Below are 21,742 nucleotides of genomic sequence, written 5' to 3'. Positions count from 1 at the left end.
TTGATCCCGGATGAAATATTGACTCGGTACACGAACTGCCTTCATGGTGGATGCCATGACCGAGACCCAGCGAAAAATCGGCTTCGTCGTCTGCCTCGTCACGATCGTGCTGGCGCTGCTCGACATGCAGATCGTGTCCGCGGCCACCGTCCCGATCGTCCGGGACCTGGACCCCGCCCACGGCATCGACAAGATCCCGTGGCTGGTCAGTGCGTATGCGCTCGCGTCCGCGGCGATGCTGCCGCTGTACGGCAAGTTGTGCGACGTCCATGGTCCGAAGCGGGTCTTCACGGGGGCGATCGCGACCTTCCTGGTCGGTTCGGCGTTGTGCGGCGCCGCGCGGTCGATGGACCAGCTCATCGCGGCGCGCGCGGTGCAGGGGCTCGGCGGGGGAGGGTTGATGAGCATCACGATGATCGTGATCGCCCACCTCAGGGGGCCCGGCGAGAAGGACTCGGGGAAGGGCGCGAACGCGGGTGGGCTGGTGGCCGGCGGTGCGATGGCGGTCGGGCCGTGGATCGGCGGTCTGCTTGCCGACCATGTGAGTTGGCGGTGGATCTTCTACGTCAACCTGCCGGTGGGGGTTGTTGTGTTGGTGACGGTCGCCTTCGTCCTGAAGCTCCCCGAACACCATGTCCGGCGCCCGTTGGACTACTTGGGCGCGGGGTTGGCTGCCGGGTTCTCCAGCGCGTTGTTGTTGATGACCGACTGGGGAGGGAAGCGGTACGGGTGGGCTTCGCCGGAGATCGTGGGCCTGGGTGTCGTTACGGGGGTGACGCTCGGCCTGTTTCTGTGGCGCCAACTCCGGGCGCCCGAGCCGGTGTTGCCGCTGTCGTTGTTCAAGGTGCGCGAACTGCGGCTGGGCTTCGCGGTGCAGGCGATTCTCGGTGGGGCGATGATGTGCGCGATCTACTACGTCCTGATCTATCTGCAGGTCGCGCGGGGTATCGCCAGTTCGTCGGCGGGGCTGTTCCTGGTGCCGTTGGCGGTGGGGTTGGGGGTGACGGGTCTGCTCACCGGGCCGTTGGGGGCGCGGGGGTGGTCGGCACGGACGTTCACGCTGAGCGGTACGGCGACGACGGCACTCGCGTTCGCGCTGCTCGCCACGACGACCGGCCCGGACACCTCCCTCTGGCTGATCCGGGCGGAACTGCTCCTGGCGGGGGCGGGGTTCGGCCAGCTCGTCGGCCAACTGGTCCTGCTGGTGCAGGACTCGGCACCGCGCCCTCAGCTGGGGGTGGCCACGACCTCGATCCGCTTCTTCCAGACCCTGGGCAACGCGCTGGGCACGGCCGTCTTCGGCACGGTGCTCGCCCGTTTCTACGCCGGCCACGGGCCCGGTGGTGACATCACGGGGCTGGCCCGTCTGACGGGGGCGGCTCACGTGGCCGGTGTCCAGGCCTTTGTGGATGCGACGCGGGTGGTGTTCTGGGGTGGGGCCGGGTTGATGGCGGTGGCCGCGGTGTTGGCCTGGCGGTTGCCCAAGTCCGGGGAGGGGGAGGGTGCTTCGGTTGCGGGCGATGACCTCGCTTATGTGCGCACGTAGGTCACGAACGCGGTGAATGCCTCCGGGGGGAGGGTGAGGGCGGGGCCGTGGGGGAGTTTGGAGTCTCGGACGGCGACCAGGGGTTGGGTGGGGGTGAGGTTGGCGACCTCGACGCAGTTGCCGCCCGAGTCGTTGCTGTAGGACGACTTGCCTAGGTTGGCTTCAAAGCCGGGCCGACTTCATGTGGGCGACGAAGCTCACGAACGCCTCCGGCGGGAGAACGAGGGCGGAGCCACCCGGGAGCTTGGAGTCGCGGACGGCGACCCGGGCGTGGGTAGAGGTGAGGTTGGCTACCTCGACGCAGCTGGATCCCTGCTCGTCGCTGTACGAGGACTTGAACCAGGTCCCCTCGGCGGCCAGTTCAAGGGCATTGGGGTGCGTGCTCATTGCTGCTCCAACTCTCGTACGGCTCGTTCCAGAAATCGCGGTGTCTCCCGGGGCCCGGGTGCCCCGGCCCTCATGGCGTCGAACCGGCGCGTATATCTCCAGATCTCGGTGTCCTTATCCGTGACGGTGGTCCCGTCAGCCGCGTCCATGCTCACCACAGTGGGCAGGGGCGAGGGAAACTCCATGAGGATGAAGTTCTTGCTGCAACGGTAGACGGGTTCCGCCATCGGGAGAATCTGCACCGTCACGTTGTCCAGCGAGGCCAGCTCTGCCAGGTGCTTGTACTGCTCCCGCATGACCTCGGCACCGCCGAACACCCGTCGTAGTGTCGCCTCCTCCAGGATCGCGTGGATCTCCACCGGCTGTTCAGAGCGCGTGATCACCTCCCTGCGCCGCATGCGGATCTCGACGTTGCGCTCGACGAACTCCGTGTTGCGCTCGTCGACCGGTTTCGCGGTCTCGAACTGAGCTCGCGCGTACGCCTCGGTCTGGAACAAGCCGAACATCACGTCGGGTTGGTAAACCCGGAGGATCTTGGCGTCCCCCTCCAACCCGACGCTCATGTTGAACCCGGACGGCATGAAGGCCCGATACACCGACCACCAACCCCGTTTCAGCGAGTTCTTGTGGATGTCCAGCAAGAACTCAACATCGCTCGGGTCGCTCACCCCGTACCGCTTCAACAACGACTTGAGGTCCTGGACGCTGGGCAGGCTCGTCAACCCCCGCTCCACCCGGTGCAGTGTCGACTCGGACACGCTCGTCCCCTTCACCGCTTGGCCCCTCGTGATGCCCCGGCCCAACTCACCTCCCCCGTCCGCCTGTTCGCGTAGGCGTCGCAGCTCCTGACCCAGCTGCATACGACGAATCGTGGGCCCCGTTTTCGCTGCCACCGTGTCCACCTCTTTTCGTGCCGTGCCCGCCAACTCGACCCGCATGCCCACCGAATCACGCACGGTGCCCGACGGATCGCAGCCAGTGCCCGGAGTCTGGCATACCGTGCCCCGCGTCCGCAGGAGAATGCCCACCATCCGGCATATACCAGTTAATGCGGGATTCCCTTGTTCGATTGCCGCACCCGATCCCACCTGCGGAAAGTGGTCCCATGACCACACCACGCAAAAACCCCACCCCTCCCTCCAACCCCCGCCCCCGAACCGACGCCCCCTTCCTCGTCGGCGACCGAGTCAAGGGCACCAGCTACGTGCCACCGGGACCCCACCGGCGGGAAGCACCGGAAAACTTCGAGGGCGTCGTCGTGCAGGTCGGTTCCGGGTATGCCGGGGTCGACGCCGAGCACGCGTTTCTCTGGGTGAAGCTGAAGGATCACACCGAGCGGCAAGCGCTGGTCGCCGACACCGAGTTGGTCGAGGAGTGAACCTCGTCCTCAGTACCCTCGCCGGCCTGCTTGCCCTGCTCGCCCTCTTCTTACTGGTCAAGCCGGACAACGAGCCGTATACCGAGTCACCGCCACCCCCGGCCGAACAACCTCCCCGCCCCGAACTCCCCTCCCCCGCCACCTCGTTCATCACCACCGGCCTCGGCGGCCCCTGGCCCCCCGCCACCTACTGCGGCGAACGTTGCCGCACCGCCATGACCAACCCGCTCGACCACGACAGCCGCACAGAACGGAAATCCGGGCGTCCCTCCAACTCGACCAACACACGTTTCACCGCGGCCTCGTGGGACGCCGGCCAGTTCGGTTGTGGGAGCAGGTCGTCGATCAGGTAGGTGCCGCCGGGGGACCCGAGGCCCAAGGCCCGTTCCAGGTGGGTGAATTCGCCGGGCGGTGCCCTCGCCTACGCCGGTGACACCTCACCCCACCCCACCCCACCCCACCGACGACCCCACCAACCGCCATGTCGGTCCGCTGTCGGCCGTGTCGGTCCCGCGTCGGCGACTTGTCGGTGCTCGCTGGAAACGTTCCGTTCCGGAGTACCCGCCGGGCGCCCGTCCAGCGGGCCCGCACCACGCAAGGCACACACGCCACGCAAGGCACACAAGACACCCAAGGAGTCGTCATGACCACACACGTCACGATCATCGGCGCCGGACTCGGCGGACTGACCCTCGCCCGCGTCCTGCACGTGAACGGCATCCCTGCCACCGTCTACGAAGCGGAGGCCTCACCGATGGCCCGGCTCCAGGGCGGGATGCTCGACATCCATGACTACAACGGCCAACTCGCCCTGAAGGAAGCTGACTTGATGGACGAGTTCCGTGCCATCATCCTGGAGGGCCGCCAGGCGACCCGCGTCGTCAACTGGGACGGAACCGTCCTGATGGAGGAGCCCGACGACGGCACCGGGGGCCGACCCGAGGTGCAGCGCGGGGAGTTGCGGCAGATCCTGCTCGACTCGCTCCCGGAAGGGACCGTGCGGTGGGGGCACAAGGTCAGCGGCACCCGCACCCTCGACGACGGCCGGCACGAAGTCACCTTCGCCGACGGGAGCATCGTCGTCACGGATCTGCTCGTCGGCGCCGACGGCGCCTGGTCACGCGTACGGCCGTTGTTGTCCGATGCCACTCCCGAGTACTTCGGGCGGTCGTTCGTCGAGACCTATCTGTACGAGAGTGAGAGCCGGCATCCGGTCGCCGCGCGGACGGTCGGTGGCGGTTCGCTGTTCGTGCTCGCCCCGGGCGAGGAGGCGAACGGGAAGTGGATAGCGGCACACCGAGAGCGCGGCGAGACGCTGCACGCCTACCTGATCCTGGCCAAGCCGCAGGAGTGGTTCGCCGCCATCGACTTCACCGACCCCGCCGCGGCCACCGCCCGCATCGCCGCCGAGTTCGACGGCTGGGCCCCCGAGATCACCGCCCTGATCACCGACACCGACACCGCTCCTGTCCTACGGCCCCTCAACTTGCTCCCGATCGGCCACCGTTGGGACCGGGTACCGGGAGCGACTCTCCTGGGCGACGCCGCCCATCTCTCACCGCCGGACGGCGAGGGCGCCAACCTGGCCATGCAGGACGGTGCCGAACTCGCCCTGGCCATCGCCGCGCACCCCGACGACATCGAGGCCGCGCTCACCTCGTACGAAGAAGCGCTGTTCCCCCGTAGCGCCGCCGCGGCCACCGCGGCCGTGGCCACCAACGAAGCCATCGGGCAGATGCTGATCGACGGCCTCGACCTCGGCGAGCGGAGCGCGTGACAGACGGTTACGCCTTGGACAGCTGGAACGTCGCCGCCGCCGGGAACTTCAGGTCGGTGCAGTCGCGGCGGGCGGCGACATCCGTGACGTACGCCTTGAAGAGGGCCTGGAGCCTCGGCTGGACGATCTTGTCATACGGATAGTCGCTGCTCAGCGTGTGGACGGCCGGCTGTCCGGCGCAGGTGGAGGAGGCCCACCACACGTTTTCCTCGTCGTCGTAGCCCGCGGTGCCGGGGTCCAACGACCTGTGGTCCCTGCCGAAGTGGTCCGTCGCGACCTCGCGTGCCTCGTCGCCGAAGTAGGACTCGGTCCGCAGCCAGAAGGGGGCGAGCCGGATCACGTCGTCGAGGCTGTTGCCGCTGCCTTCGTCCTTGGTGAGGTCGGGCCACATCCTGCGCACCTCCTTGCTGCTCACTCCGAGCAGGCAGCTCTCCTCCTGCGCGTGGGTGGCGGCAGGGGTGCCCAGGGCGCGGTCGGGGAGCCGCCAGCGGCCCTTCGCCGCGATGTATCCGGCGTACCAGCCGCACGTTCCGCCGGCCGACTTCGCGTTCACCAACTTCATGCTGGGCGTGGGCAGTTCGGCCGGAAGCGCGGGCAGCGTGGCCTTGCAGCCCAGCTTCTTCGCCGCCCGTACGACCGCGGTGCGGGCCAGCCCGGCGAGCGTTCTGCGGTCGGCGTCCGTGACCGGGTCGCGCTCGAAGTACTTGGCCACGGTCATGGCGTTGACGGAGGTCGTCCCGCCGGACTTGTCGGTGCACTTGGCCTTCACGACGGCGGCATTGCCGTAGTACACACCGATCCGCCCGTCACCCATCGGGTACGCGCCCGTCTGCCTGGTCTCCCGCGTGACGTCGGCGTTCGGCTTCCTGCCCATTGTCGGGAACGGGTCGTCCCACCCGCTCACCAACTGCGCGAAATCGTCGCTCGGGTTCGACCAGACCGAGAGAACGAAGTGGTTGTACGTGGTGCCCGGCTTCCCGACCCGGTAGATCTCACACCGCGCGGGCATGAAGGCCGGACCGAGCTCGTCGATCGAGTCGTTGTCTTCGCTGCCCGCCCGCGCCCTCGTCGTACCGCCGTCGAGGTCCAGCACCCGGTCGGGGTCGACCAGCCCGGCGCATGCCTTCGCGATCCGATCCCGGCTGGCGGACCGGTCGTACTGGTCCCTCGCCTCCAGCCACAGCCCCCAGCCACCCGCCCCGACCCCGAACAGCGCTGCCACAGCCACGAGTTGGTTGAAGGCGTTGCGCCGACGGCTCCCTCGGTCCGGAGTCAGCCAACGGGAGCGCGGAAAAGGCACCCGGGCCCGCTCGGAGGAATCATCTGGCATGGGCTCAGCGTCGAAACTCACGCGCACCTCCGGCCGTCGTCGCCGAACTCACGAACTCCCGTATCTCCACCGGTACTTCCACGTTCCCGCTCCCCCGTTCCACGTCCACGGCCGTCGAAGTTAGCACGCGCGAAGACCCTGCCCGGATCCCGGACAGGGCCTTCACATGCGTGTGTTCTTACGACGACCTACGCCAGCAGCGCCGGGATCGTCCCCTCGTGCGCCTCACGCAGTTCCTCCAGGGAAAGTGCGAACTCGCCCTGGATCTCTACGGAGTTGCCGTCGACGACACCGATGCGCGTGACCGGGAGACCCCGCGCCCCGCACATGTCGTTGAAGCGGAGTTCCTCCGAGCGCGGGATCGCCACGACCGCACGCCCCGCCGACTCCGAGAACAGGAACGTGAACGCGTCCAGGCCGTCGGGGACGATCAGGCGTGCGCCCTTCTCGCCCAACAGGGCCGATTCCACCACCGCTTGGATCAGACCGCCGTCGGACAGGTCGTGCGCCGAGTCGATCATGCCGTCGCGGGACGCGGAGATCAGGATCTCGGCCAGCAGCCGCTCCCGCTCCAGGTCGACCTTCGGGGGCAGGCCGCCGAGGTGGTCGTGGACCACCTGCGACCAGGCCGAACCGCCGAACTCCTCACGCGTGTCGCCGAGGAGGTAGAGGAGCTGGCCCTCTTCCTGGAAGGCGACCGGGGTGCGGCGTGCCACGTCGTCGATGACGCCCAGGACCGCGACCACCGGGGTCGGGTGGATCGCTACGTCGCCCGTCTGGTTGTAGAGGGAGACGTTGCCGCCCGTGACCGGCGTGCCCAACTGCTGGCAGGCGTCCGCCAGTCCACGGATCGCCTCCGCGAACTGCCACATCACCGCCGGGTCCTCGGGCGAACCGAAGTTCAGGCAGTCCGACACCGCGAGGGGCTTCGCGCCCGTCGTCGCCACGTTGCGGTAGGCCTCCGAGAGCGCCAACTGGGCGCCCGCGTACGGGTCCAGCTTCGCGTAGCGGCCGTTGCCGTCCGTCGCGATGGCGACCCCGAGGCCGGTCTCCTCGTCGATGCGGATCATGCCCGAGTCCTCGGGCTGCGCCAGCACCGTGTTGCCCTGCACGAAGTGGTCGTACTGCGAGGTGATCCACTTCTTGGACGCCTGGTTCGGGGACGACACCAGCGCCAGGACCTGGGACTTGAGTTCCTCCGAAGTCCCGGGCCGGGCAAGCTTGTTGGCGTCGTCCGCCTGCAGCGCGTCCTGCCAGGACGGGCGGGCGTACGGGCGCTCGTAGACCGGGCCGTCGTGCGCGACCGTGCGCGGGTCGACGTCCACGATCTTGCCGCCGTGCCAGAAGATCTCGAGGCGGTCGCCGTCGGTCACCTCACCGATGACCGTGGCGATGACGTCCCACTTCTCGCAGATCTCGAGGAAGCGGTCGACCTTCGACGGTTCGACGACCGCGCACATCCGTTCCTGCGACTCGCTCATGAGGATTTCCTCGGGAGAGAGGGTCGAGTCGCGGAGGGGGACGTCGTCGAGCGTCACCGTCATGCCGCCGGAGCCGTTCGACGCCAACTCGCTTGTGGCGCAGGAGAGTCCGGCCGCTCCCAAGTCCTGGATGCCGACCACCAGCTTCTCGGCGAACGCCTCAAGGGTGCACTCGATGAGGAGCTTCTCCTGGAAGGGGTCGCCGACCTGGACGGCGGGGCGCTTCGACGGCTTGGCGTCGTCGAAGGTCTCGGACGCGAGGATCGACGCGCCGCCGATGCCGTCGCCGCCCGTGCGGGCGCCGTAGAGGATGACCTTGTTGCCCGCGCCGGACGCCTTCGCGAGGTGGATGTCCTCGTGCCGCATGACGCCGATGGCGCCGGCGTTGACCAGCGGGTTGCCCTGGTAGCAGGCGTCGAAGACGACCTCGCCGCCGATGTTGGGCAGGCCCAGGCAGTTGCCGTAGCCGCCGATGCCCGCGACGACGCCCGGGAGGACGCGCTTGGTGTCGGGGTGGTCGGCCGCGCCGAAGCGCAGGGGGTCCACGACCGCTACCGGGCGGGCGCCCATCGCGATGATGTCGCGCACGATGCCGCCGACGCCCGTGGCCGCGCCCTGGTAGGGCTCGACGTAGGACGGGTGGTTGTGCGACTCGACCTTGAAGGTGACCGCGTAGCCCTGGCCGACGTCCACGACGCCCGCGTTCTCGCCGATGCCGACGAGGAGGGCGTCCGACTGGGGGGCCTTCTCGCCGAACTGGCGGAGGTGGACCTTGGAGGACTTGTACGAGCAGTGCTCGGACCACATGACCGAGTACATGGCGAGCTCGGCGCCGGTCGGGCGGCGGCCGAGGATCTCCACGACCTTCTCGTACTCGTCCTTCTTCAGACCGAGTTCGGCCCAGGGCAGCTCGACGTCGGGGGTCTCGGCCGCGTGCTCGACCGTGTCCAGAGGCGTCCGGCTCATGCGTTGACCAGCTTCTTGAGGATCGAGGTGAAGAAGGGGAGGCCGTCGGTGCGGCCGGACCCGACGAGCGCCTCGACGGCGTGCTCCGGGTGCGGCATGAGGCCCACGACGTTTCCGGCGGCGTTCGTGATGCCGGCGATGTCACGCAGGGAACCGTTCGGGTTCACGTCCAGGTAGCGGAAGACGACGCGGCCCTCCGCCTCCAGCTCGTCGAGCGTGTGCTCGTCGGCGACGTAGCGGCCGTCCATGTTCTTCAGCGGGATGTGGATCTCCTGGCCGGACACGTAGTCGCTGGTCCAGGCGGTGTCCGCGTTCTCCACTCGCAGTTTCTGGTCACGGCAGATGAAGTGCAGGTGGTTGTTGCCGAGCATCGCGCCGGGGAGGAGGTGCGCCTCGGTGAGGATCTGGAAGCCGTTGCAGATACCCAGGACGGGGAGTCCCGACTTCGCCTGCTCGATGACCGTCTCCATCACCGGCGAGAAACGGGAGATGGCGCCCGCGCGCAGATAGTCGCCGTAGGAAAAACCGCCCGGGAGGACGACCGCGTCGACCTGGTGGAGGTTCTTGTCCTTGTGCCAGAGGGCTACCGGTTCGGCGCCGGCGAGACGGATCGCGCGCTGGGTGTCGCGGTCGTCCAGGCTGCCGGGGAAAGTGACGACGCCAATACGAGCGGTCACTTGGCCGCCTCCGCCACTTCTTCCACCTTGACGGTGAAGTCCTCGATCACCGTGTTGGCGAGGAAGGATTCCGCAAGATCGTGGATGCGGGCGAGCGCGGCCTCGTCGACCGGGCCGTCAACTTCCAGTTCGAATCGCTTTCCCTGACGTACGTCGGAGATGCCTTCGAAACCCAGGCGTGGCAGCGCACGCTGGACCGCCTGGCCCTGGGGGTCGAGGATCTCCGGCTTGAGCATGACGTCGACTACGACGCGTGCCACTGGCACTCCCGGTGTTGTGGTGCTGAGCGTGTTCCTGCGGGTCTTCGACAGGTGACTTCAGACTACCTGCACAAAATTTCTACGCGAGTAGAGTTGTAGGAATCTACGTGAGGACCATCACGATCCGGTGTCGGGTGGGGGTCTTCACGAAAAGTTCAGGGAAAGATCCCGGATCGATCCCGGTTCCCTATTGCGCGGAGACACGCGGGAAGATTTAGTCGGGCTTCACATTGCATTGCCGGGCACTGTACAAATGAATTGGCAATAGCCGATACTTTGCCCAATAACAGGCGGACAGTCGACATCTCCGCACCTCCGTGACGTCTCCGTGCGTCCCCGCGGATAGTGCGGTTTCAGGTGTCGCACGAAGGGACCGATATTCGTGGCGCAGAAGGTCGTGGTCACTCTCTTTGACGACATCGACGGCTCGGAAGCGGCGGAAACGATCGCCTTCGGGCTCGACGGCAAGTCGTACGAGATCGACCTGAATCAAGCCAATGCCAAGAAACTGCGTAAGGCGCTCGCGCCCTACGTGGACGCAGGTCGCAAGCGGTCGAGGTCGGGCAAGGCCTACCGCCAGACCGAGGTCGCCCCCGACCCGGCTGCCGTCCGGGCCTGGGCGCAGGCGAACAAGATGGACGTGCCGGCGCGCGGACGCATCCCCAAGAAGGTCTACGAGGCGTTCGCCGCCGCGCAGTAGGACAGCGGCGGGACATGAGCCGACTGCCGGTCATCGGCCCCTCGGGGCAACCGACTTGCGCTGCACCCCTCCTGGTCAGCTAGAGTTCGGAGCACGCCGAGGGGCGAGGCCGAAAGGCCCAGCTCACGGAGTACATGCGGGTGTAGTTCAGTAGCAGAACATCCCCCTTCCAGGGGGAAGGCGCAGTGTGCAATTCCTGTCACCCGCTCTGCAGCATCACCGTTCGGACCACTCTGGTGGATCGGGTAGGCTGGTGCTCGCGCCGATCAGTGAGAGCTGGTCGGAGGCAATGCGGACGTAGCTCAGTTGGTAGAGCGCAACCTTGCCAAGGTTGAGGTCGCCAGTTCGAACCTGGTCGTCCGCTCCAGCGAAAGACCCCGGTCCAGTGGACCGGGGTTTTTGCTGTGCCCGATCCATCGCCCGCTCCGCGTCAACAGATCGTTCCCGTCTGACATTTGTCATGCCGAGTGATGACACCGCGCACTGCTGTCTGGCCCTCGCCGCGGCGACGCTGAAGTCATGGACACCAACGAACACGAACACGTGATTGAGGTCACTGACCTACGCCGTGTGTACGGGGGCGGGTTCGAGGCTGTGCGGGGGATCACCTTCTCCGTGCGGCGCGGGGAGGTCTTCGCGCTCCTGGGCACCAACGGCGCGGGCAAGACGTCCACGGTCGAACTTCTCGAGGGGCTCGCGCCGGCGTCCGGCGGGCGGGTGCGCGTCCTCGGCCACGATCCCTACAGCGAGCGGGCCGCCGTACGGCCGCGGACCGGGGTGATGTTGCAGGAGGGTGGGTTTCCGTCCGAGCTGACCGTCGCCGAGACCGCGCGGATGTGGGCGGGCTGCACGAGCGGGGCGCGGCCCGAGGCGGAGGCGCTCGCGCTGGTCGGGCTCGCGCGGCGGGCGGACGTACGGGTGAAGCAGTTGTCCGGGGGTGAACGGCGGCGGCTCGATCTGGCGCTGGCGCTGCTCGGGTCGCCCGAGGTGCTGTTCCTCGACGAGCCGACGACCGGACTCGACGCCGAAGGGCGGCGGGACACCTGGGAGTTGGTGCGGGCGTTGCGCGACGGCGGGACGACCGTGCTGCTGACCACGCACTACCTGGAGGAGGCGGAGGGGCTCGCCGACCGGCTCGCGATTCTGAGCGAGGGGCGGATCGCGGTCACCGGGACACCGGCCGAGGTGACGGCGGGGCGGCCGTCGCGCATCTCGTTCGAGCTGCCCTCGGGTTATTTCGTGGGGGATCTGCCGCCGCTCGGTGAGCTGGGGGTCGTCGGGCACGAGGTGGCGGGGAGGGTCGTACGGCTGGAGACGCACGAGTTGCAGCGGGCGGCCACCGGGCTGTTGGTGTGGGCCGAGGGGGCGCGGATCGAACTGCGGCGGCTCGAGGTGCGGTCGGCCTCGCTGGAAGAGGCGTTTCTGGGGATCGCGCGCGAGCAGGGAGTGACCGTATGAGTGCCGTGACGACCACGCCGGCCGGGCGGCTACGGGCGCTCGGGCGGGCCGAGTTGGCGTTGCTGGGGCGGAACCGGAGTGCGGTGGTCACGGCGCTGCTGGTGCCGCTGGCGCTGCCGTTCAGCGTGCGGCCGGCCGTCGACCAGATGAATCTCAAGGGGGAGGGGCTGACGGTCGGGGCGGTGATGCTCACCGCGGCGATCGGGTTCTCATTGCTGTTCGCCGTGTACTCGTCGCTGGTGAGTGCCTTCGTCTCGCGGCGGGAGGAACTGGTCCTCAAGCGGTTGCGCACCGGGGAGCTGGGCGACGCCGAGATCCTCACGGGGACCGCGCTGCCGGCGGTGTGTGTCGGGTTCGTGCAGTCCGTGCTGCTGGCGGTGGCGTGCGTGCTGCTGCTCGATGCGGGGGCACCTGCGATGCCCCAACTCGTCGTCCTGGGGCTCCTGTTCGGCCTATTCCTGTCCGCCGCGCTGGCCGCCCTCACGGCGACGGTGACCAGGACGGCGGAGAGCGCGCAGGTGACCGCGTTGCCGGTGCTGTTCGCGTCCATGATGGGGTCCGGGATCATCATCCCGCTGCAGCTCCTGCCCGACCGGGTCGCGGACGTCTGCCAGTTCCTGCCCCTCTCCCCCGCGATCCGGCTGATCAGCGGCGGCTGGAACGGCGACCTGTCCGGCTACGACGCGCTGGGCGCCGTTCTGACCGCGCTGGCCTGGACCGTCCTCGCGGTGTTTGCTGTACGGCGGTGGTTCCGGTGGGAGCCGCGGCGCTGAAGTACGCGGAGCACGGCAAGCACGGGGAGCACCGAGAGATGCGGACACCTGGAGGATCGGGCGAGGGCTCGGGCGGCTGGTGGGGGCGGAAGAGCACGCCCGGGAAGGTCGAGACGTACACCCGGTGGTCCTTCCACTTCTTCGCGCTGATCGAGGTCGCGTCGATCGGGCTGCCGCTGTTCGCGCAGGTCGGGGTGGATACCGCGGGCTGGATGGCGACCGTCGTGACCGTGCACGCGGCGCTCTGCTCCACCACCGCGTCCCGGGCGCTCGACTGGACCCGGGGTCGGCGCGCGCGTCCGGTACGGCTCATGTGGTTCCTCGGCTCGGTGACCGCGCTGATCGCCGTCGTCGCGCTGGTCCTACGGGAACGGGGTCCCGGTGACGACCAGGTGCGGGCCGCCGCGAGCACGCTCTTCGTGGGGGTGCTGAGCTTCGGCGCGGGCACGCTGACGCTCGGGATGCGCGGGCGGCGGCAGGTCCTCGCGGTGGTCGCGGGTGTGGTCGGCGGCACGCTGGTCGCGCAGCTCCCGCTGGAGGTGGCCGCGCCGGCCGCGCTCGGCACCGCGGTGGCGGTCCTCCTCGGAGGCGGCGGCCTCGCCTTCACCGCCGCGTTCTCCGTCTGGCTCCTCGACGCCGTCTACGAACTCGACGAAGCCCGCGAGACCCGGGCCCGCCTCGCCGTCGCCGAGGAACGGCTCCGGTTCGGCCGCGACCTGCACGACGTGATGGGCCGCAACCTGTCGGTGATCGCGCTGAAGAGCGAGCTGGCGGTGCAGTTGGCGAGGCGGGGACGCACCGAGGCCGTGGAGCAGATGATCGAGGTCCAGCGGATCGCCCGGGAGTCACAGCGCGAGGTACGCGATGTCGTACGGGGCTACCGCGAGGCCGACCTCCGGCTCGAACTGGCAGGCGCCCAGGGCGTGTTGGCCGCCGCGGGCATCGAGTGCGAGGTGACCGGCGACGCGGCGGGGCTGCCGGTCGAGGTGCAGTCGGCGCTCGGGTGGGTGGTCCGCGAGGCGACGACGAACGTGCTGCGGCACGGGGATGCGGGGCGGTGCGTGGTGGGGGTGCGGGTGGCCGGGGGGCGGGTTGTGCTGACCGTGGAGAACGACGGGGTGAAGGTGGCGGAGGGAGGCGGAGGCACTGTCGGCTCCGGTGATGACGACGGGGGTGGCGGCAAGGGCGGCTCGGGCCTCGTGGGGTTGCGGGAGCGGCTGACCTCGGTGGGCGGGGAGTTGGAGGCGGGGGCGGTGGACGGCGAACGGTTCCGGGTGGTGGCCACGGTGCCGTTGCCTTCGGCGACGGGGACAGGGAGCGGCGCTTCATGACCGCGCCGCGCGTCCTACGTCCGCCGGGTGCCGGGCGCTGTGAGCGGGGCGGGATGCCCGGTGACCGGGTACGTCGGACAGCCCCTGCCGGCCGCGAGCGAGATCGCCTCACGGCCGCGCCCGCCACCCCGCCGCACCGTGAGCGGAGCGGGATGCCCCGTGACCGGGTGCGTCGGACAGCCCCTGCCGACCGCGAGCGAGATCGCCTCACGATCGCCCCGGCCACCCCGCCGCACCGTGAGCGGGGCCGTATGCCCGGTGACCGGGTACGTCGGACAGCCCCTGCCAGCCGCGAGCGAGATCGCCTCACGATCGCCCCGGCCACCCCGCCGCGCCATGAGCGGGGCCGTATGCCCGGTGACCGGGTACGTCGTACAGCCCCTGCCGACCGCGAGCGAGATCGCCTCACGATCGCCCCGGCCACCCCGCCGCACCGTGAGCGGGGCCGTATGCCCGGTGACCGGGTACGTCGGACAGCCCCTGCCAGCCGCGAGCGAGATCGCCTCACGATCGCCCCGGCCACCCCGCCGCGCCATGAGCGGGGCCGTATGCCCGGTGACCGGGTACGTCGTACAGCCCCTGCCGACCGCGAGCGAGATCGCCTCACCATTCGGCCACTTCGCCGCCCCCGCCACCTCCCCGTCTCGATCAGGAGCACCCCATGACCGCCCCCGTCGTAAGACTCCTGCTCGCCGATGACGAGCACCTCATCCGGGGTGCGCTCGCCGCGTTGCTCGGGCTGGAGGATGACCTCGTGGTGGTGGCCGAGGCGGCTACCGGGCCCGAGGCGTTGGCCATGGCTCGGGCGCATGAGCCGGATGTGGCTGTGCTGGATCTTCAGATGCCGGGGGCGGACGGTGTGAAGGTGGCCACATCGTTGCGGGCCGAGTTGCCGGGGTGCCGGGTGCTGATCGTGACCGGGCACGGTCGGCCCGGGCATCTCAAGAGGGCGCTTGCGGCGGGAGTGCGGGGGTTCGTGCCCAAGACCGTCAGTGCTCAGCGGCTTGCCGAGATCATTCGTACCGTGCATGCCGGAAACCGTTACGTCGACCCCGAGTTGGCCGCCGACGCGATCTCCGCCGGGGACTCGCCGCTGACCGCCCGGGAGGCCGAGGTGCTGGAACTGGCCGCCGACGGGGCGCCGGTCGCGGAGATCGCCGAACGGGCCGCGCTCTCGCAGGGCACCGTGCGGAACTATCTCTCCTCCGCCGTCTCGAAACTCGGGGCCGAGAACCGTCATGCGGCAGTGCGTCTCGCACGCGAGCGAGGTTGGGTATAGTTGCTCTCGCGCCACGGCGCAGCGCGGACGTAGCTCAGTTGGTAGAGCGCAACCTTGCCAAGGTTGAGGTCGCCAGTTCGAACCTGGTCGTCCGCTCAAGACGAAGACCCCGGTCCACTGGACCGGGGTCTTCTCGTGCGCCTAGCTCCAGTTCAGGCCCGTCAGGCGCTCGTACGCCTCGATGTACTTCGCGCGCGTCGCGTCCACCACCTGCTGCGGAAGCGCCGGCGGCGGCTGCTCGCTCTTGCGGTCCCAGCCGGACTCCGGGCCGGTCAGCCAGTCGCGCACGAACTGCTTGTCGTACGACGGCTGCGCGTGGCCCGGCTCCCAGGTCTCGGCCGGCCAGAAGCGGGACGAGTCCGGGGTGAGGACCTCGTCGGCCGCGATCAGTGTCTCGCCGTCGTAGCCGAACTCGAACTTCGTGTCCGCGAGGATGATGCCCCGGTCGCGCGCGATGTCCCGGGCCCGGCCGTAGACCGCGAGGGTCGCCTGGCGCAGCTGCGCGGCGGTGTCCGCGCCGACCTGGCGCGCGACCTCCTCGTACGACACGTTCTCGTCGTGCTCCCCTACGGCCGCCTTGGTGGCCGGGGTGAAGATCGGAGCGGGGAGTTCGCTGCCGTCGACCAGGCCCTCGGGGAGGGCGAGGCCGCAGACCGTGCGGGAGGCGTCGTACTCGACCAGGCCGGAGCCGGTGAGGTAGCCGCGGGCCACGCACTCCACCGGGACCATCTGGAGGGACTTGCAGATCAGCGTGCGGCCCTCCCAGTCGGCGGGGGCGCCGGGCGGGAGGTCGGTGCCGAGGACGTGGTTGGGGATCAGGTCGGCGAGCTGGTCGAACCACCAGAGGGAGAGCTGCGTGAGGACCCTGCCCTTGTCGGGGATCTCCGTCGGCAGTACCCAGTCGTACGCGGACATGCGGTCGCTGGCGACCATCACGAGCTCGCCCGCCTCGTTCTGGTACAGCTCGCGCACCTTGCCGGTGTGGAGGTGCGTCAGGCCCGGAACCTGGAGCGGCTCGGGCTTTTCTACGAATCCGGACACGGTTCCTCCAGTGGGTCTCTCCAACTGGCTCGATTGTCCCGTATGCGCGGCCGCATCCGGACAGGGGGTGAGTCTGCCCGGTACGTGCGGTCAGTCGTGCTTGCAGATGCGGTCCAGGAGGTTGGCCGTGGCCCGCTGGACACGGGCGTCCACATGGCCGGGGCGGTCCAGGGCCGGAGACCAGGCGAAGGTGCCGGAGGCGAAGACGAGGGAGCCGGACGGCGCCCGGTACAGGGAGGTCTCCTGGTGGCGGAGGGCGCCCTCGCCGTCCGCGTACGGGGAGTGGGCGAGCAGGATGCGCTCCTCGTGCGGGGGCAGCTGGGTGCGCGGGAAGTACCGGTCGGCCTCGCCCGCGACCAGGCCCTCGACCGGGTCGCCCTCGCCGGCGCCGGTCGCCTCCCACAGCCAGTGGTCGGCGTTGCGGACGATCAGGGGGGACGGCTCGGGCACCCGGCCCGCGTACTGGATACCCACCAACTGCTGTTCCGGGCGGTCGACTTCACGCCACAGCACCGGTTTGCCCGGGCCCCGGCGCTTGCGGCAGGTGAGGAGGCGGTCGGGGACGCCGGACGGGGAGGGCCCCAACTCCACTTGCCAGTACATGGTGTTGGCGGAGAGGAAGACGAGGGACGTGCCGTGGTCGCGGGCGCGTTCGACGGTACGGCGCATCTGTGCCGACCAGTACTCGTCGTGGCCCGGGAAGACCAACCCCCGGTAGCGGGTGGGGTCCACGCGCCCGGAGTGCAGGTCGCGGGCGTCGGCGTAGGCGAGGTCGTAGCCGTAGCGCTCGGCCCAGCGGATGAAGTCGTAGGCGTGGCCGACGTGGAGGGGCAGGCCCGCGCCCGCGTACGGGCGGTCGAAGGAGACCGTCGTCGCGGCCTCGGACTCGCCGAGGAGGCGGCCGTCGCCGTCCCAGGCGTGGTAGAGGCTCGCGCCGGTGTGGCCGTCCTCCGGGTAGAGGTTGTACGCCTGCCACGTGATGTCCGGCAGGAGGAGGAGCAGGTCGGCGGGGTGGCTGTCGCGGACCGTGAACGGGATGTGCGAGCGGTAGCCGTCGGCGGTGGTGAGGACGGCCACGTACGCGCCGATGCTCCAGTAGCTCGGGATCTGCAGCCGCCAGGAGAGCCACCAGTGGTGGCAGGAGACCGTGCGGTCGGCGGTGAGCGGCGGGGGCTGGACGATGCCCGAGAGGCGGGGGCTGGTGGTGATCTTGGCGGCGCCGTCACCGCCGTAGTGGCCGATGCGGTAGATGTCGACGGCGAACTCCTGGGGCGGGTCGACCGTGACATGGAAGTCGAGGGCCTCGCCGGGGGCGACCGCGCTGGCGGAGGTGAACCCCTTGATCTGGCGGCGCACGTCGTCGGCGGAGCGCGGGCCGCCGCCTCCGGATGCGCGTGGGGCGGGGAGCTTGGGGGCGTTCCTTCCGGAAGCGCGGGGGGCGTGGGCCGGGGTCGGGTCCACGTACCAGGGGACGACGTGGCCGGTGTCGTCGAAGTAGGTCTCACTGCCCCGGAGCCAGGGGACGGGGCCCTGCCCGAAGGGGTCCGTGACGGCGTGCGCCAGCGCTCCGGACTCCCAGCGGCGGATCTGCTCCGACCCCATGGTCGCTCCCCTCCCTCGTGCCCCCGTGGTGTTCCTTCGTTCAACTGTCGTATGCCGTAAGCCTTTGCCATGGACGGGACGGCGTACGGGATCGGCCCCAGCACATCACATTAAGCACGCACTCTGTCACTGGTCGTTGCCAATTGACCAAAAGTGGAGCTCGGGGTTCCGATACGCATGGGTGGCCGGGCAATGGGGGGAGGGCGCCCTCACGTGGTGATGCGGCTCGGGTGTCAGACCAGCCGTACCGGCTTCTCCGGGCGTATGCCGAGGTCGATCAGCCAGGCCCGCAGCGGGGCCGGGTCGCCGTCCTCCACGAGGCTGAGCACCCTGGGGGCGAGGTCGGCCGCCCGTTCGCCGTTGACGAGCAGCGTCGGGCCGTCGAGCCAGTCCAGGCCGGGCAGCGCGCCGGCGGTGTCCATCGCGGCGCAGCACACCATCGCCGTGACGTGATCGGCGAGCAACTCCCGCCCTGTGCGCGGGGGTTGGAGCGGGAAGAGGGGGAGCGCGGTGTCGTCCCAGAGCCCGGTGTCGGGACCTTGCCCGGACGGGGCCGAACTCGTCGGCGGGGTCGCGGCCTCCTCGCGCGCCAGCTCCGCGGTGAGGCCTGCGGCGAGCGCCGCGCTGTGGGGCGAGCCGTTCTCGCCGAGCTCTTCGTCGTCGTCGGCTGCCATCGCCTTGTAGGGATCGGGGGCCGGGTGGGAGTGGGGGTCGGGGTCCGGTTTCAACTCCGGCTCCGGGCCTTCCAGTTGTGCGGGGGTGGACGGGTCGCCGAGCGTGGCGTCCGACGTATACGGATCTACGGCGTCGACCTCCCCGTACCGCTCGTCCGTACGACCGTCCGTCGCCGTCGGGTCCGTCAGGTGGTCCACCACGCGGGCCAGGGTCGGGGCGTCGTGGTGCGGCGGGGTGGGGTCGGGGGCGCGGCGCACACCGAGGGTGTCCAGGACGCGGTGGAGGCGGGCCGCGTCGGTGCGCCATTTGCGGTCGACGACCTCCTCCGGGTACTCCTGCCAGCTCACCGGCGCCCAGTCGGGACCGGTCTCGGCGGGGCCGCCGTGGAAGAGGCGGGCGGCGAGGAGCGAGGTCGCCTCGTCGATCGTGCCGGGCTCTTCGAGCAGGTCACAGGCGGGGCGCTCGCCGAGCCTGGAGGCGAAGCCCTCGGCCAGGCGGTCGCGGCGGGACAGCTCCGTGAGCGCCGCGACGACGCCCGCGTCCAGCCGGGACGGCCAGCGCCCCATCCGCCACGCGGGCAGCGCGACCCGGGTCAGCAGCCGGTCCCAGCCCGCGTACGCCAGGCCCACCTGCTCCTGCGCGACGATCCGCAGGCCGTAGTCCACAGCCTGTGCGCGCTCGGCGGCCGCGGCGGCCACACCCCGCTCCATCTCGGCCGCGTGCCCCCGGCAACTGCGCAGCAGCAGCCGGGCGACCCAGCCGACACCGGCGAGCACCGAACGGAACAGGGGACCGCGCGGTGCCGAGGTCACGGCCACCGCCGCGTCCAGCCCCCGTACGAAACGGCGGGCCGCGGCTATGTCCGGGTGCGCCGAGGGTCCCGTACCGGCGACGACCGGCGCGAGCACCGCGCGCAGCTCACCCACCCGCATCCACCACAGGAACGGCGAGCCGATGACGAGGACGGGCGAGGCGGCCGTGCGACGGGAACGGCCCGGGGTGAGGCCCCGTACGCCGGTGATCTCGTCGCGGTTCTCCTGCGGGGGCGGGCCGTGGGCCGGGTGGGTGCGGTCCTCCAGCCAGCTGTCGCAGTCCGGGGTGAGCGCTATCGCGGACGGCGCGGGGACGTCGAGGCGATCGGCGAGGTCGCGCACCAGGCGATACAGGTCGGGGGCCGACTCCTCGGCGATCGCGACCGTAGGACTCACCGCCGGGCGGGCCCGCGCGACGACCAGCGCGATGGCGCCCGCGGCGAGCAGCACGACGACCGCGGCCACGCCCATGATCCAGCGGGAGAGGTCCCAGCCCCGGCCCACGAGATGGCCGGTGGAACCGCCTACGAGCAGGATCACCGCGACGGCTGCGGGCAACAGGGCGACGGCCAGCGCCCGGCTGCGGATCCGCAGCACGGCCACCGCCCGGGAACGCGCCGCCTGCGCGCCCGCCTCCACACCCACACCCATACCGGTCACGACCGGACCTCGCCCCCTCCGTGCTGTCCCGCTCTGCTGGCGTTGCTCACTCCCCCACTGTGGCACCCGCCACTGACATCGCAATGCCGGTGGGCCAAGTGCCGGAACGCTTGCGCCGCACCATAGTTGGGGCCCCGGTCCCCGTCAGCCGGTTGGGCCATCGGTCACTCGATGGAATGGCTCAGGGGAAAGGTGGATGACAGAGGGCAAGGATCAGGCCCCGAATCGTGAGACGGATTCGGGGCCTGTCGGGTTTATCGGTGCGGTCCGCCGGTGTGGTGCATCGGTGTGGTCCACCGGCGCGCGGGGGCGCTAGAGGGCTTGGGGTTACTCGCCCGCCGCCGCCTTCGCCGCGATGTCCGTGCGGTGCTGGGAACCGTCGAGACGGACGCGGGCCACGGCCGCGTACGCGCGCTCGCGGGCCTGCGTGAGGTCCGCGCCGGTCGCCGTGACGGAGAGGACGCGGCCGCCCGCGCTGACGACGTCGTCGCCGTCGTACCTGGTCCCGGCGTGCAGCACGTACGCGTGCGGGGCGTCCTGCGCGGCCACCTCGTCGAGGCCGGTGATCGGGTCGCCGGTGCGCGGGGTGCCGGGGTAGTTGTGCGAGGCGATGACGACGGTGACCGCCGCGTCCTCGCTCCAGCGCAGGGGGGCCAGGTCGTCGAGGGTGCCGTCGGCGGCGGCGAGCAGGACGCCGGCCAGCGGGGTCTTCAGGCGGGCCAGGACCACCTGGGTCTCCGGGTCGCCGAAGCGGGCGTTGAACTCGATGACCCGGACGCCGCGGCTGGTGATCGCGAGGCCGGCGTAGAGGAGGCCGGAGAAGGGAGTCCCGCGGCGGCGCATCTCGTCGACGGTGGGCTGGAGGACGGTCTGCATGACCTCGTCCACCAGCTTCGGGTCGGCCCACGGCAGCGGGGAGTACGCGCCCATGCCGCCGGTGTTCGGACCCTCGTCGCCGTCGAGCGCGCGCTTGAAGTCCTGCGCGGGCTGGAGCGGTACGACGGTCACGCCGTCGGTGATCGCGAAGAGGGAGACCTCGGGGCCGTCGAGGAACTCCTCGATGACGACCCGCTCGCAGGCGTTGGCGTGCGCCTTCGCCGCGTCGAGGTCGTCAGTCACTACGACACCCTTGCCGGCGGCCAGTCCGTCGTCCTTCACGACGTACGGCGCACCGAAGGCGTCGAGGGCCTCGTCGACCTCTTCCGGGGTCGTGCAGACGTAGGAGCGGGCGGTCGGCACGCCGGCTGCCGCCATCACTTCCTTGGCGAAGGCCTTGGAGCCTTCCAGCTGCGCGGCTTCACCGGAGGGGCCGAAGACCGGGATGCCCGCCTCGTGTACGGCGTCGGCGACCCCGGCGACGAGGGGTGCCTCCGGGCCGACCACGACCAGCTCGGCGCCGAGCTCTGTCGCCAGCGCGGCTACGGCTGCGCCGTCGAGGGGGTCGACCTGGTGCAGCTCGGCCACCTCGGCGATGCCGGCGTTGCCGGGGGCGCAGTGCAGGGCGGTGACGTTGGGGTCGTTGGACAGGGAATGGCAGAGGGCGTGTTCGCGGGCGCCGGTACCGATGACGAGGACCTTCACGGGGTCAGCCTAGGTCACGGTGAGGGTG

20 protein-coding genes, 3 tRNA genes and 1 pseudogene are annotated in these 21,742 nt (G+C 70.1%); 12 read left to right on the top strand and 12 right to left on the bottom strand.

Annotated elements, in window-relative coordinates; translation table 11 throughout:
* Positions 1-55 precede the first annotated feature (55 nt).
* Positions 56-1,546 (top strand): MFS transporter, encoded by a 1,491-nt coding sequence (locus OG504_RS28270; protein WP_405992321.1) that lies wholly within the window; start codon positions 56-58, stop codon positions 1,544-1,546.
* On the opposite strand, the pseudogene OG504_RS28265 reads toward OG504_RS28270, so the two are convergent.
* The 3 genes and pseudogenes from OG504_RS28265 to OG504_RS28255 all read right to left on the bottom strand — a co-directional run.
* Positions 1,531-1,635, bottom strand: a pseudogene (locus tag OG504_RS28265) (DUF397 domain-containing protein); the annotation flags it as partial. The gene OG504_RS28270 and the pseudogene OG504_RS28265 overlap by 16 nt on opposite strands.
* A 73-nt stretch (positions 1,636-1,708) precedes the next feature.
* The gene (locus tag OG504_RS28260) at positions 1,709-1,933 is read right to left on the bottom strand and encodes a DUF397 domain-containing protein (protein ID WP_405992320.1); all 225 of its coding nucleotides are present in this window, start codon (positions 1,931-1,933) and stop codon (positions 1,709-1,711) included.
* Entirely contained in the window at positions 1,930-2,793 is an 864-nt protein-coding gene (locus tag OG504_RS28255) for a helix-turn-helix domain-containing protein (RefSeq protein WP_405992319.1), read from the bottom strand. The genes OG504_RS28260 and OG504_RS28255 overlap by 4 nt, the downstream gene beginning before the upstream one ends.
* A gap of 245 nt (positions 2,794-3,038) precedes the next feature.
* Here OG504_RS28255 and OG504_RS28250 point away from each other — a divergent pair, with 245 nt between their 5' ends.
* The 3 genes from OG504_RS28250 to OG504_RS28240 all read left to right on the top strand — a co-directional run bounded on the left by OG504_RS28250 (position 3,039) and on the right by OG504_RS28240 (position 5,088).
* Positions 3,039-3,311 carry a hypothetical protein gene (locus OG504_RS28250; protein ID WP_405992318.1) on the top strand — a complete coding sequence of 91 codons (273 nt, stop codon included), beginning with the start codon at positions 3,039-3,041 and terminating at the stop codon, positions 3,309-3,311.
* Positions 3,308-3,664 (top strand): hypothetical protein, encoded by a 357-nt coding sequence (locus tag OG504_RS28245; RefSeq protein WP_405992317.1) that lies wholly within the window; start codon positions 3,308-3,310, stop codon positions 3,662-3,664. The genes OG504_RS28250 and OG504_RS28245 overlap by 4 nt, the downstream gene beginning before the upstream one ends.
* 290 nt (positions 3,665-3,954) lie before the next feature.
* On the top strand, positions 3,955-5,088 hold the full coding sequence (locus tag OG504_RS28240) for an FAD-dependent oxidoreductase (protein WP_405992316.1): 1,134 nt from the start codon (positions 3,955-3,957) through the stop codon (positions 5,086-5,088).
* Between the two features lie 7 nt (positions 5,089-5,095).
* Here OG504_RS28240 and OG504_RS28235 read toward each other — a convergent pair whose 3' ends face one another.
* From OG504_RS28235 to purS, 4 genes are all read right to left on the bottom strand, one after another.
* Positions 5,096-6,418 carry a hypothetical protein gene (locus OG504_RS28235; RefSeq protein WP_405992315.1) on the bottom strand — a complete coding sequence of 441 codons (1,323 nt, stop codon included), beginning with the start codon at positions 6,416-6,418 and terminating at the stop codon, positions 5,096-5,098.
* Positions 6,419-6,606: 188 nt separating this feature from the next.
* Positions 6,607-8,865: a phosphoribosylformylglycinamidine synthase subunit PurL gene (gene purL, locus OG504_RS28230; RefSeq protein ID WP_393034197.1), complete on the bottom strand. Its 2,259-nt coding sequence runs from the start codon at positions 8,863-8,865 to the stop codon at positions 6,607-6,609.
* A complete protein-coding gene (gene purQ, locus OG504_RS28225; protein WP_327402949.1) occupies positions 8,862-9,542 on the bottom strand; it encodes a phosphoribosylformylglycinamidine synthase subunit PurQ in 681 nt (226 codons plus the stop codon). Before purQ ends, purL begins: the two co-directional genes overlap by 4 nt.
* Positions 9,539-9,802 carry a phosphoribosylformylglycinamidine synthase subunit PurS gene (gene purS / locus OG504_RS28220; protein ID WP_015659417.1) on the bottom strand — a complete coding sequence of 88 codons (264 nt, stop codon included), beginning with the start codon at positions 9,800-9,802 and terminating at the stop codon, positions 9,539-9,541. Before purS ends, purQ begins: the two co-directional genes overlap by 4 nt.
* A 382-nt stretch (positions 9,803-10,184) precedes the next feature.
* Between purS and OG504_RS28215 the strand changes: the two genes are divergently transcribed.
* The 6 genes from OG504_RS28215 to OG504_RS28190 all read left to right on the top strand — a co-directional run bounded on the left by OG504_RS28215 (position 10,185) and on the right by OG504_RS28190 (position 14,064).
* On the top strand, positions 10,185-10,502 hold the full coding sequence (locus OG504_RS28215) for an Lsr2 family protein (RefSeq protein ID WP_019073805.1): 318 nt from the start codon (positions 10,185-10,187) through the stop codon (positions 10,500-10,502).
* A gap of 136 nt (positions 10,503-10,638) precedes the next feature.
* Positions 10,639-10,710: transfer RNA gene (locus OG504_RS28210), tRNA-Gly, on the top strand.
* Positions 10,711-10,793: 83 nt separating this feature from the next.
* A tRNA-Gly gene (locus tag OG504_RS28205) sits at positions 10,794-10,869 on the top strand.
* Between the two features lie 152 nt (positions 10,870-11,021).
* Positions 11,022-11,960 (top strand): ABC transporter ATP-binding protein, encoded by a 939-nt coding sequence (locus OG504_RS28200; protein WP_405992314.1) that lies wholly within the window; start codon positions 11,022-11,024, stop codon positions 11,958-11,960.
* A complete protein-coding gene (locus OG504_RS28195) occupies positions 11,957-12,733 on the top strand; it encodes an ABC transporter permease (RefSeq protein ID WP_405992313.1) in 777 nt (258 codons plus the stop codon). The genes OG504_RS28200 and OG504_RS28195 overlap by 4 nt, the downstream gene beginning before the upstream one ends.
* Positions 12,715-14,064, top strand: a complete 1,350-nt coding sequence (locus tag OG504_RS28190) for a sensor histidine kinase (protein ID WP_405992312.1) — start codon at positions 12,715-12,717, stop codon at positions 14,062-14,064. Before OG504_RS28195 ends, OG504_RS28190 begins: the two co-directional genes overlap by 19 nt.
* Before the next feature lie 14 nt (positions 14,065-14,078).
* Here the strand turns inward: OG504_RS28190 and OG504_RS28185 are convergent, their stop codons facing one another.
* Complete coding sequence (locus OG504_RS28185) at positions 14,079-14,699, bottom strand: hypothetical protein (RefSeq protein ID WP_405992311.1); 621 nt, start codon at positions 14,697-14,699, stop codon at positions 14,079-14,081.
* Between the two features lie 26 nt (positions 14,700-14,725).
* On the opposite strand from OG504_RS28185, the gene OG504_RS28180 reads away from it, so the two are divergent.
* Positions 14,726-15,343: a response regulator transcription factor gene (locus OG504_RS28180; protein WP_327402944.1), complete on the top strand. Its 618-nt coding sequence runs from the start codon at positions 14,726-14,728 to the stop codon at positions 15,341-15,343.
* Positions 15,344-15,366: 23 nt separating this feature from the next.
* Positions 15,367-15,439: transfer RNA gene (locus OG504_RS28175), tRNA-Gly, on the top strand.
* Positions 15,440-15,484: 45 nt separating this feature from the next.
* On the opposite strand, the gene OG504_RS28170 is transcribed toward OG504_RS28175, so the two are convergent.
* From OG504_RS28170 to purD, 4 genes are all read right to left on the bottom strand, one after another.
* Positions 15,485-16,384, bottom strand: a complete 900-nt coding sequence (locus OG504_RS28170; RefSeq protein WP_405992310.1) for a phosphoribosylaminoimidazolesuccinocarboxamide synthase — start codon at positions 16,382-16,384, stop codon at positions 15,485-15,487.
* Between the two features lie 90 nt (positions 16,385-16,474).
* Positions 16,475-17,986, bottom strand: coding sequence for a N,N-dimethylformamidase beta subunit family domain-containing protein (locus tag OG504_RS28165; protein ID WP_405992309.1), 1,512 nt, complete (start codon positions 17,984-17,986; stop codon positions 16,475-16,477).
* A gap of 233 nt (positions 17,987-18,219) precedes the next feature.
* Positions 18,220-20,124, bottom strand: a complete 1,905-nt coding sequence (locus OG504_RS28160; protein WP_405996449.1) for a hypothetical protein — start codon at positions 20,122-20,124, stop codon at positions 18,220-18,222.
* A 336-nt stretch (positions 20,125-20,460) separates the two neighbouring features.
* A complete protein-coding gene (gene purD, locus OG504_RS28155; RefSeq protein ID WP_405992308.1) occupies positions 20,461-21,714 on the bottom strand; it encodes a phosphoribosylamine--glycine ligase in 1,254 nt (417 codons plus the stop codon).
* Positions 21,715-21,742: the final 28 nt, after the last annotated feature.

Source organism: Streptomyces sp. NBC_00986 (genome assembly GCF_045162565.1).
Classification (GTDB): domain Bacteria; phylum Actinomycetota; class Actinomycetes; order Streptomycetales; family Streptomycetaceae; genus Streptomyces.
Note: the sequence above shows the minus strand (reverse complement) of the source record. Positions and strands in the feature narration are given on the sequence as shown.

What these genes read in the sequence shown, in the direction of transcription:
- OG504_RS28270 (WP_405992321.1), top strand. Translation starts at nt 56, where the DNA reads ATGACCGAGACCCAGCGAAAAATCGGCTTCGTCGTCTGCCTCGTCACG.
- OG504_RS28260 (WP_405992320.1), bottom strand. Translation starts at nt 1,933, where the DNA reads ATGAGCACGCACCCCAATGCCCTTGAACTGGCCGCCGAGGGGACCTGG.
- OG504_RS28255 (WP_405992319.1), bottom strand. Translation starts at nt 2,793, where the DNA reads ATGCAGCTGGGTCAGGAGCTGCGACGCCTACGCGAACAGGCGGACGGG.
- OG504_RS28250 (WP_405992318.1), top strand. Translation starts at nt 3,039, where the DNA reads ATGACCACACCACGCAAAAACCCCACCCCTCCCTCCAACCCCCGCCCC.
- OG504_RS28240 (WP_405992316.1), top strand. Translation starts at nt 3,955, where the DNA reads ATGACCACACACGTCACGATCATCGGCGCCGGACTCGGCGGACTGACC.
- OG504_RS28235 (WP_405992315.1), bottom strand. Translation starts at nt 6,418, where the DNA reads ATGCCAGATGATTCCTCCGAGCGGGCCCGGGTGCCTTTTCCGCGCTCC.
- purL (WP_393034197.1), bottom strand. Translation starts at nt 8,865, where the DNA reads ATGAGCCGGACGCCTCTGGACACGGTCGAGCACGCGGCCGAGACCCCC.
- OG504_RS28200 (WP_405992314.1), top strand. Translation starts at nt 11,022, where the DNA reads ATGGACACCAACGAACACGAACACGTGATTGAGGTCACTGACCTACGC.
- OG504_RS28195 (WP_405992313.1), top strand. Translation starts at nt 11,957, where the DNA reads ATGAGTGCCGTGACGACCACGCCGGCCGGGCGGCTACGGGCGCTCGGG.
- OG504_RS28180 (WP_327402944.1), top strand. Translation starts at nt 14,726, where the DNA reads ATGACCGCCCCCGTCGTAAGACTCCTGCTCGCCGATGACGAGCACCTC.
- OG504_RS28165 (WP_405992309.1), bottom strand. Translation starts at nt 17,986, where the DNA reads ATGGGGTCGGAGCAGATCCGCCGCTGGGAGTCCGGAGCGCTGGCGCAC.
- OG504_RS28160 (WP_405996449.1), bottom strand. Translation starts at nt 20,124, where the DNA reads ATGGGTGTGGGTGTGGAGGCGGGCGCGCAGGCGGCGCGTTCCCGGGCG.